Here is an 8895-nt window from a genome sequence, read left to right as displayed (position 1 = left end):
AGCAAGATGGTGTCCTTGACTGCCCAGGCGCTCGGGAAGGGGCCGAAATACTGGTTCTTCTTGTCGACTGCGCCGCGGTAATACGCCATGCGCGGAAATGCTTCGCCGGTCAGTTTCAGGTAGGGGTAGGACTTGTCGTCCCGGAACAGGATGTTGTAGCGCGGCTGCTGGGTCTTGATCAGGTTGTTTTCCAGCAGCAGCGCTTCGGCTTCGCTGCGGGTGACGGTGGTCTCCATGCGCGCGATGCGTTCCACCATCAGCGCGGTGCGCGGGCTGGTCAGGCGCTTCTGGAAATAACTCGATACCCGCTTCTTGAGGTCGCCCGCCTTGCCCACATACAGCAGCACGTCTTCGGCATCGTAATAACGGTACACGCCGGGCAGGTGCGGCAAGGCGGCCACCATGTCGAGCAGGGCCGTGCGCACGGCTGGCATCCCGGCCGGCGCACTGCCAGGCAAACTATCGGGCGTGCTGGACTGATCCGTCATTGGGCTGGGTGGTCCTTGCTTGCGGGGCACTGCTTTTTTAGTCTGCGCGCAATGTGCGGACCAATCGGCGCGCCTCGATATAGCGCGGATCGGCCTGCAGCTCGTCCCATTGCGGCGCGGGCGAACGCGGCACCATGGCGGCAATGCGGGCAGCCGATGCGGCGAAGTCCGGCGGCATCGGCAATTCGCGCAGCAACTGGTCGGCCTTGTCCGGTGCATTGCAGATCAGGACCATGTCGCAACCGGCCGACAAGGCCGCCTGTGCGCCATCGGTCACGCTGCCGGCAACGCTGGCGCCTTCCATCGACAGGTCATCGCTGAAGATGACGCCGGTGAAGTGCATGTCACGGCGCAGCATGCCCAGCCATTTTTTGGAAAAACCGGCCGGTTGGGAATCCACTTCCGGATAGATCACATGCGCCGGCATCACGGCCGCCAGGCCCAGGTTCAGCCAGGCATACGGTGCGGCGTCTTCGTCGACGATCGCCTTGCGTGGCCGCTCGTCCACGGGGATAGCGACATGCGAGTCGGCCCGGACATAACCGTGGCCGGGAAAATGCTTGCCGCAGTTGGCCATGCCGGCCAGCGCCAGGCCGTGGTTCAGGCTCTTGGCGAGCAGCGTGACGACGCGGGCGTCGCGGTGGAAGGCGCGGTCGCCAATGACACCGGATTCGCCATGGTCGAGGTCAAGCACCGGCGTGAATGAGAGGTCGACGCCGCAGGCGCGCAGTTCTGCAGCCAGCACGAAGCCGACCGCGGTGGCGGCGCGGGTTGCTCCCAGCACGTCGGATTCCCACAGCTTGCCCAGTGCGCGCATGGGCGGCAGGTGGGTGAAGCCATCGCTGCGAAAGCGCTGCACGCGCCCGCCCTCGTGGTCGACCGCAATCAGCACACCGGGGCGCGCGGCATGGATCGCACGGGTCAGCGCGGTAAGCTGTTCGCGGTTTTCATAGTTGCGCGCAAACAGGATCACGCCGCCGGTCAGCGGGTGGGCAATGCGGCGCAGGTCGTCCTGCCCGGCGACCGTGCCGGCCACGTCGAGCATGACGGGACCGAGGGCTGCTGCGGCCTGGCTGGACAGACTCATTTGTTCACCATCATTTCTTCTCCATCATGATTTTTCCACGATGACAAAAGCGACCGCATAGTCGGCTTCGTCCGTTATCGATACTTGTGCGCAGAGGTGGTTGCTCTGCATGAATTCTTGCAGGACACCGGAGCATACGGCAACCGGCTGTCCGCTCGGCGCATTGAGCGTTTGCATCGCGCGCCAGCTCATCGGCATGCGCATGCCCAGGCCGATCGCCTTGGAAAATGCTTCCTTGGCGGCGAAACGGGTGGCCAGGAAGCGCAGTCCGCGTACTTCGACCTTGTCACGGCGGCGCCGGAATTTGTCGAGTTCTTCCGGACCCAACACGCGCTCGGCAAAGCGATCGCCGTTGCGCGCCAGTGCGGCTTCGATACGCGAAATCTGGATGATGTCGGTGCCGATGCCGTAGATCATGAGGTCAGCGCCTCGCGCCGCGCAACAGTCATGATGGCCTTCATGTCGCGCACCGATTTTTGCCAGCCGTCGAACACGGCCTGGGCGACGATCGCGTGACCGATATTGAGTTCGGTAATGTCCAGGATGCCGGCAATCGCCTGCACGTTGGTGTAATGCAGGCCGTGGCCGGCGTTGACTTTCATGCCCAGGCGAACGCCTTCGCGCGCGCCGGCGCGGATGCGCGCCAGTTCTTCGAGCTGCTGCGCGCCGCTGCCGTCGGCATAACGCCCGGTGTGCAGCTCGATCACCGGGGCGCCGGCTTTTGCCGCGGCCTGTATCTGGCGCTCGTCGGCATCGATGAACAGGCTCACGCGAATGCCTTCCTGCTGCAAGCGGCGCACGGCGGCTTCCACCTGGTCGAAGTAACGCACGACGTCGAGCCCGCCCTCGGTGGTGACTTCCTCGCGGCGCTCCGGCACCAGGCAGACGTCCTGTGGCCGGATGCGGCAGGCAAAGTCGAGCATTTCGTCGGTGACGGCCGATTCCAGGTTCATGCGGGTGTTGAGCAGCGGCCGGATGGCGATGACGTCGGCGTCGCGTATGTGGCGGCGGTCTTCGCGCAGATGCAGCGTAATGACGTCGGCGCCCGCTTCTTCGGCTTGCAGCGCGGCTTGCAGCGGATCGGGATAGCGGGTGCCGCGCGCATTGCGCAACGTGGCGACGTGGTCGATGTTGACGCCGAGTTCGATCGTCGGTGGATTCGGTTGCAGAAAGCTCATACGGTGTGTGGGTGTGGTCCTGTTTCTGTGGTGGCCCGGCTCAAAGCTGGGTCAGGTCGATCAATATCTGGCGCGTCGACAGCGGCGCGCCGCCCAGGTGGTGGGCCAGCAGGAAGCGCAGCAGCAGCTTGCTTTGCGCCTGGGTCACGTTGTCGCTGTAGTCCTGGCGGTCCATGTCGAGCAGGGTCTTGCCGGCCACCACCGGCACATGGGCCGGCTCGCCGGCCCTGGCCTCGCGCACGCCATGTTCGGGGTCGACCACATAGGCCTCATCGGGCTGGACCGCTCGCGCGCTACGGGCGCTGACGGTGAGTTCGGCAGCGACCCCGGTTTCCTTGAGCAGCGCCAGTTCGAACTTGCGCAGCACGATAGGCGCGGGTTCATTGTGCGCCAGCTGGTTGAGCGTGGCGACATAATGGTCGAACAGGTGCGGATGCGGGTCCTCGCGGGCAATCATCCGCACCAGCAATTCATTCAGGTAAAAACCGCATAGCAGGCCGGACTTTTCAAGCGGCAGCATGCCGCCTACCCATTCCGCAGCCGTCAGCGTGCGGACTTCGGATTTGCCGCTCCAGCCGACCGACAGCGGCTGGAATGTCTGTAGCACGCCGCGCAAGCGGGAGTGCGGCCGCTTTGCGCCTTTGGCGATCAGGGCAACCCGGCCATGCTCGCGCGAGAACAGGTCGATGATGAGGCTGGTTTCCTTGTACGGATAGCTGTGCAGCACGAATCCGGGCTGGCCAACGATGCGCAACTCCCGCCTGGGCGCTGGCGCACTGCGTACCGGCGAGGCGGTTGCGGGGGAGACTGCCGGTGAAGGCGTTGCTGCCGATGATGGCGCCGAATCCGATGCCGGCGGCGAGGATGCCGGTGCTGTCGATGCCGGCACGCCCGGGGCCACGGCCGCAGACGCATCGACCACGGGAGACGGGTCACGCTGGTCACGGGACATGGTGTCGATCATGCCAGTGCTACTCGTATCCGTAGGCCCGCAGTCCCGCTTCGTTGTCAGCCCAGCCGGACTTGACCTTGATCCAGATCTCAAGATAGACCGGGCCGTCAAACAGCTTTTCCATGTCAAGCCGGGACTGGGTGGAAATTTCTTTCAGGCGTGCGCCCTTGTTGCCGATCACCATGGCCTTGTGGCTGTCGCGCTCGACCAGGATCACCGCGAATATCCGGCGCAGTTTGCCTTCCTGCTCGAACTTCTCGATCAACACGGTGCTGGTGTACGGCAGCTCTTCACCGACCAGCCGGAACAGCTTTTCGCGCACGATCTCGGAAGCAAGGAAGCGTTCGCTACGGTCGGTGATGTCGTCTGGGCCGAATATCGGTTGATTCTCCGGCAACAGCTTTTCGATTTCTGTCTGCAGCGCGTCAAGCTGGAAGCGCTTGGACGCCGATACCGGGACGATGGCGGCGAACGAATGGCGGCTGGCTACCTGCTGCGCGAACGGCATCAGCTTGGCCTTGTCCTTGACCTGGTCGGCCTTGTTGATGACCAGGACCGTGGGCACGTCCTTGGGCAGCAGCTCCAGCACCTGTTCGTCGGGACCGGAAAACGCGCCGGCTTCGACCACGAACAGGATCACGTCCGAGCTGCCCAGCGTATCGGTCACGGTGCGGTTGAGCTTGCGGTTCAGCGGATTGGCATGCCGGGTCTGGAAGCCGGGCGTGTCGATGTAGATGAACTGGGCAGCCCCGCGCGTCTGCACGCCCATGATCCGGTGACGGGTGGTCTGGGCCTTGCGCGAAGTGATGCTGACCTTGGCGCCGATCAGCTGGTTCATCAGGGTGGATTTGCCGACGTTGGGCCGGCCGACTATCGCAATATAGCCGCAACGAAATCCTGGGGGTGCTGAGGGAGTGGTCATGCGCTCGGCAGTTTATGCCGTCCTTGACTGGTTAAGCACGGGCTGGTCGAACAGGTCGGGTTCGGGCTCTTGCCCGGCATTGGCTGCGGTGGGTGTTTGCTGCAAATCCGGTGCAGCACCGGGCTGCTCCGCTTGGTCCGGCGGCGTTACGCCGGCATTGTGCTTGCCGGCAGCGGCGGGCGCCGGTTTTGCCGGCGCCTTGTCGGCGGCGGCCGGCTTGTCGGCTGCTGCTGGCTTGTCCGTTGTGCTGGCCGCCGGCGGTACGGCAGGGTCGGCCAGGTGGTCGGCGAGCTCGTCATGCATCTTTTCAGCCGCCTTGTCCGCCAGCTTGTCGCTGCGCGCGGCGCGCGCCGGCTTGACCACTGCCGGGGGTTCGCTCGGCGGCGCCTCGGGCTGGATGGTCGCAATGCCGGCCAGCTTCAGTTGGGCTGTACGGGGCTTGCTCTTGCGTGCGGCGGACGGGGTCTTGACCAGCACGGCTTGCACCGCTTCCAGCGCGAGTTTGGCGGCCGCCTGCTCGCCGGCGCGGCGGCTGCCGCCGGTCCCGAAAACATGGATATCGAGTTTCGGCACCAGGCATTCAATTTCGAATTGCTGGTTGTGCGCGGCACCGTGCGTGGCGACGACGTTGTATTGGGGCAGCGGGATTTTCTTGCCTTGCAGGTATTCCTGCAACAGGGTCTTGGCGTCCTTGCCCAGGGTCTTGGGGTCGACGGTGTCGAGGATCGGGATGTAGAGCGAGCGGATCGACTTGCGGGCGGCTTCGAATCCGCCGTCCAGGAAAATCGCGCCGAACAGGGCTTCCAGCGTATCGGCGAGGATGGACGGCCGGCGAAAACCGCCGGACTTCAGTTCGCCTTCGCCCAGCCGCAGGAATTGCGACAGTTCAAGGCGCTGCGCAATTTCGTACAGCGACTGCTGCTTGACAAGGTTGGCGCGCAGCCGCGACAGGTCGCCTTCGTCGATCTTGGCATAGCGATCGAACAGCAGCGACGCCACGACGCAGTTGAGGACCGAGTCGCCCAGGAATTCAAGGCGCTCGTTGTGCAGGCTGCTATGGCTGCGATGCGTCAAGGCCTGCTGCAGCAAGGCGGCATCCTTGAATTCGTGGCATAGCCGGGTCTGCAGTAGGTTCAGGTCCATTATTCGCCAAAAGGCTACTTCGCCTTGACTTTTCCATCCGGCGAAGTTGACGCCGTATAGTCAATTACCAGGCTGGCGGGGCCAACCAGGGGCAGCCGTTTCTCATAGGAGAAACCGACCACCCAGGCTTCGCCAACACGTTCGATTTCGAGGTCTTTCCCGGTAATGGTCTTGATGTTGTTGATATCAGCTTGCTTGTCGAACGAGGTGCGGATCTCGGACGGTGTGGCACCGGCACCCTTGGCATAGGAAATTGCTTTCTTGGCCGCCATGTATTCAGTGACGGTCGGGAATAGCTTCAAGCCAAAAGCGGCAATGACGCCCAACACCACCAGTACCATGATCAGGCCACTGAGCGACACGCCTGCCTGTTTGCTTTTTGACCGTGCTTGCATCGATTCGCTCCTGTCCATTACTGAAAACTGCCAATTCGCTTCAGGTTGCCCAGGTTCATCCAGACAAAGAATGCCCGGCCGACAATATATTCATCCGGCACGAAGCCCCAGTACCGGCTGTCCAGGCTGTTGTCCCGATTATCTCCCATCATGAAGTAATGTCCAGCCGGCACGGTACAGGTGAAGCCTTCGGTATCGTAGCTGCAACGCTCGCGCCCGGCGAAATTGTCCGGGTTGATCACGTAGGACGGCGCGCGCTCGTCATTCAGGATCTTGTGCTCGACGCCGCTCAGGTTTTCGGCCAGCTGGCGCGAGTAGCTGAGGCTCTCTTCGTCCAGGTAATCGGGCATCTGCTTGTAAGAAACGTCTTTATCATTGATGCTTAAGCGCTTGTTTCTGTACGTTATTTTATCACCTGGAACGCCGACCACCCGCTTGATGTAGTCCAGCGAGGTGTCTTTCGGGTATTTGAACACCATCACGTCGCCGCGTTGTGGCGTGCCGATATCGATGATTTTCTTGTTCACCACCGGCAGGCGCACGCCGTAGGTAAATTTGTTGACCAGGATTAAATCGCCGATTTGCAGCGTCGGAACCATCGAGCTCGATGGAATCTTGAAGGGCTCGAACAAAAACGAGCGCAAGAAGAAAACGACCGCGATGACCGGGAAAAAACTCCCCGAATATTCGATCCAGACCGGCTGGCGCAGGATGTCGGCAACCATGGCGCTGCGGCCAGCCTGGTCCATGCGGATACCCTCGCCGGCCATTTTTGCCTGGCGCGCGTCGTAGTCCGCCAGTACCGCGTCGGCCCGTGCCCGCCGCTGGCGCGCCAGCCAGAATACGTCGAGGAACCAGACGATGCCGGTGACAACGGTCAGTACGAACAGGATCAGGGCAAAATTGCTCAGCAGTGCTTGCAGGCTCATTGTTATTTTTCGTCCACTTGTAATATCGCCAGGAAGGCTTCTTGCGGTATTTCCACCGAGCCGACCTGTTTCATCCGCTTCTTGCCGGCTTTTTGTTTTTCGAGCAGCTTGCGCTTGCGGCTGATGTCACCGCCATAGCACTTGGCCAGCACGTTCTTGCGCAGTGCCTTGACGTTCTCGCGCGAGATGATGTTGGCGCCGATCGCAGCCTGGATGGCGACGTCGAACATTTGCCGCGGAATCAGTTCGCGCATCTTGGCGGCGACTGCCCTGCCCCGGTACTGGCTGTTGGCGCGGTGGACAATGATTGCCAGCGCATCGACTTTTTCACTGTTGATCAGCATGTCGACCTTGACCACGTCGGCGGCGCGGTATTCCTTGAACTCGTAATCCATCGACGCATAACCGCGCGAGGTGGATTTCAGCTTGTCGAAAAAGTCGAGCACGATTTCCGCCATCGGCATCTCGTAGGTCAGTTGCACCTGCTTGCCGTGATAGCTCATGTTGATCTGCACGCCGCGCTTTTGCGTACACAGCGTGATCACCGAGCCGACGTATTCCTGCGGCATGTACAGGTTGACCGTGACAATCGGTTCGCGGATCTCCTCGATCTTCGGCGGCTCCGGCATTTTGGAGGGATTGTCGACCATCAGGATGCTGCCGTCGTTCATCTCGACTTCATAGATCACCGTCGGTGCAGTGGTGATCAGCTCCATGTCGAATTCGCGCTCCAGGCGCTCCTGCACGATTTCCATGTGCAACAGGCCAAGGAAGCCGCAGCGGAAACCAAAGCCGAGCGCCTGCGATACCTCCGGCTCGTACTGCAAGGCGGAGTCGTTGAGCTTGAGCTTTTCGAGCGAGTCGCGCAGCGCGTCGTACTGGTTGGCTTCGACCGGGAACAATCCGGCGAACACTTGTGGCTGCACTTCCTTGAAGCCGGGCAGCGGCTCCTTGGCCGGCTTGCCCTGTAGCGTGATGGTGTCGCCGACCTTGGCTGCCTTCAATTCCTTGATGCCGGCAATCACAAAGCCGACCTGGCCGGCAGACAGCGATGGCCGGTCAATCGACTTCGGCGTAAATACGCCGACACTTTCCACCAGATGCTGCGAGCCGGTGGCCATCAGCAGGATCTTGTCCTTGGGCCGCAGCGTGCCGTTCATCACGCGCACCAGCATCACCACGCCGACATAATTGTCGAACCAGGAATCGACGATCAGGGCTTGCAGCGGTGCGTCCGGATCGCCCTTGGGCGGCGGCACCCGGGTGATCAGCGAATCGAGCACGTCCTCGACACCCAGGCCGGTCTTGGCCGAGCAGCGCACGGCGTCGGTGGCGTCGATGCCGATCACTTCTTCGATTTCGCTGATGGCATTTTCCGGATCGGCCGACGGCAGGTCGATCTTGTTCAGGACCGGCACCACTTCCACCCCGAGTTCAATCGCGGTGTAGCAATTGGCGACCGTTTGCGCTTCCACCCCTTGCGATGCGTCCACCACCAGCAGCGCGCCTTCGCAGGCCGACAGCGAGCGGCTGACTTCATAACTGAAGTCGACGTGACCAGGCGTATCGATCAGGTTCAGGTTATAGACCTGGCCGTCACGCGCCTTGTAGTTCAGCGCTGCAGTCTGGGCCTTGATGGTGATGCCGCGCTCGCGCTCCAGGTCCATCGAGTCGAGCACCTGCGCTTCCATTTCGCGATCCGACAGGCCACCACAGATCTGGATGATGCGATCGGCGAGCGTCGACTTGCCAGGGTCGATGTGGGCGATGATGGAAATATTACGGATGTTCTTCATTAACA

The 8895-nt window shown here is 62.0% G+C and carries 10 protein-coding genes; all 10 read right to left on the bottom strand.

Annotated elements, in window-relative coordinates; translation table 11 throughout:
• On the bottom strand, positions 1-434 hold a 434-nt coding region (locus Q7T64_RS16995; protein ID WP_304798159.1), incomplete at its 3' end, for a GIY-YIG nuclease family protein.
• 91 nt (positions 435-525) lie between these two features.
• Complete coding sequence (gene nagZ, locus Q7T64_RS16990; protein WP_304798154.1) at positions 526-1575, bottom strand: beta-N-acetylhexosaminidase; 1050 nt, start codon at positions 1573-1575, stop codon at positions 526-528.
• Between the two features lie 24 nt (positions 1576-1599).
• Positions 1600-1992: a holo-ACP synthase gene (gene acpS, locus Q7T64_RS16985; RefSeq protein ID WP_304798152.1), complete on the bottom strand. Its 393-nt coding sequence runs from the start codon at positions 1990-1992 to the stop codon at positions 1600-1602.
• Entirely contained in the window at positions 1989-2753 is a 765-nt protein-coding gene (gene pdxJ / locus Q7T64_RS16980) for a pyridoxine 5'-phosphate synthase (RefSeq protein WP_304798150.1), read from the bottom strand. Before pdxJ ends, acpS begins: the two co-directional genes overlap by 4 nt.
• A 40-nt stretch (positions 2754-2793) precedes the next feature.
• Positions 2794-3717, bottom strand: coding sequence for a DNA repair protein RecO (gene recO / locus Q7T64_RS16975; protein ID WP_304798148.1), 924 nt, complete (start codon positions 3715-3717; stop codon positions 2794-2796).
• Between the two features lie 7 nt (positions 3718-3724).
• On the bottom strand, positions 3725-4627 hold the full coding sequence (era, locus tag Q7T64_RS16970) for a GTPase Era (protein ID WP_304798146.1): 903 nt from the start codon (positions 4625-4627) through the stop codon (positions 3725-3727).
• 12 nt (positions 4628-4639) lie between these two features.
• Entirely contained in the window at positions 4640-5770 is a 1131-nt protein-coding gene (rnc, locus tag Q7T64_RS16965) for a ribonuclease III (RefSeq protein ID WP_304798144.1), read from the bottom strand.
• 14 nt (positions 5771-5784) lie between these two features.
• A complete protein-coding gene (locus Q7T64_RS16960; protein ID WP_304798142.1) occupies positions 5785-6165 on the bottom strand; it encodes a DUF4845 domain-containing protein in 381 nt (126 codons plus the stop codon).
• A 17-nt stretch (positions 6166-6182) separates the two neighbouring features.
• Positions 6183-7094 (bottom strand): signal peptidase I, encoded by a 912-nt coding sequence (gene lepB / locus Q7T64_RS16955; RefSeq protein ID WP_304798140.1) that lies wholly within the window; start codon positions 7092-7094, stop codon positions 6183-6185.
• 2 nt (positions 7095-7096) lie between these two features.
• Complete coding sequence (gene lepA / locus Q7T64_RS16950) at positions 7097-8890, bottom strand: translation elongation factor 4 (RefSeq protein WP_304798138.1); 1794 nt, start codon at positions 8888-8890, stop codon at positions 7097-7099.
• Positions 8891-8895 lie beyond the last annotated feature (5 nt).

This window comes from Lacisediminimonas sp. (assembly GCF_030645335.1).
GTDB lineage: Bacteria > Pseudomonadota > Gammaproteobacteria > Burkholderiales > Burkholderiaceae_D > Lacisediminimonas.
The sequence above is the reverse complement of the archived record's forward strand: the minus strand, read 5'-3'. Positions and strand labels throughout refer to the sequence as shown.

Bases quoted from the DNA above. Each gene is read 5' to 3' on its own strand.
- rnc (WP_304798144.1), bottom strand. From the start codon at position 5,770: ATGGACCTGAACCTACTGCAGACCCGGCTATGCCACGAATTCAAGGAT.
- Q7T64_RS16960 (WP_304798142.1), bottom strand. From the start codon at position 6,165: ATGCAAGCACGGTCAAAAAGCAAACAGGCAGGCGTGTCGCTCAGTGGC.
- lepA (WP_304798138.1), bottom strand. From the start codon at position 8,890: ATGAAGAACATCCGTAATATTTCCATCATCGCCCACATCGACCCTGGC.
- pdxJ (WP_304798150.1), bottom strand. From the start codon at position 2,753: ATGAGCTTTCTGCAACCGAATCCACCGACGATCGAACTCGGCGTCAAC.
- era (WP_304798146.1), bottom strand. From the start codon at position 4,627: ATGACCACTCCCTCAGCACCCCCAGGATTTCGTTGCGGCTATATTGCG.
- lepB (WP_304798140.1), bottom strand. From the start codon at position 7,094: ATGAGCCTGCAAGCACTGCTGAGCAATTTTGCCCTGATCCTGTTCGTA.
- recO (WP_304798148.1), bottom strand. From the start codon at position 3,717: ATGATCGACACCATGTCCCGTGACCAGCGTGACCCGTCTCCCGTGGTC.
- acpS (WP_304798152.1), bottom strand. From the start codon at position 1,992: ATGATCTACGGCATCGGCACCGACATCATCCAGATTTCGCGTATCGAA.
- nagZ (WP_304798154.1), bottom strand. From the start codon at position 1,575: ATGAGTCTGTCCAGCCAGGCCGCAGCAGCCCTCGGTCCCGTCATGCTC.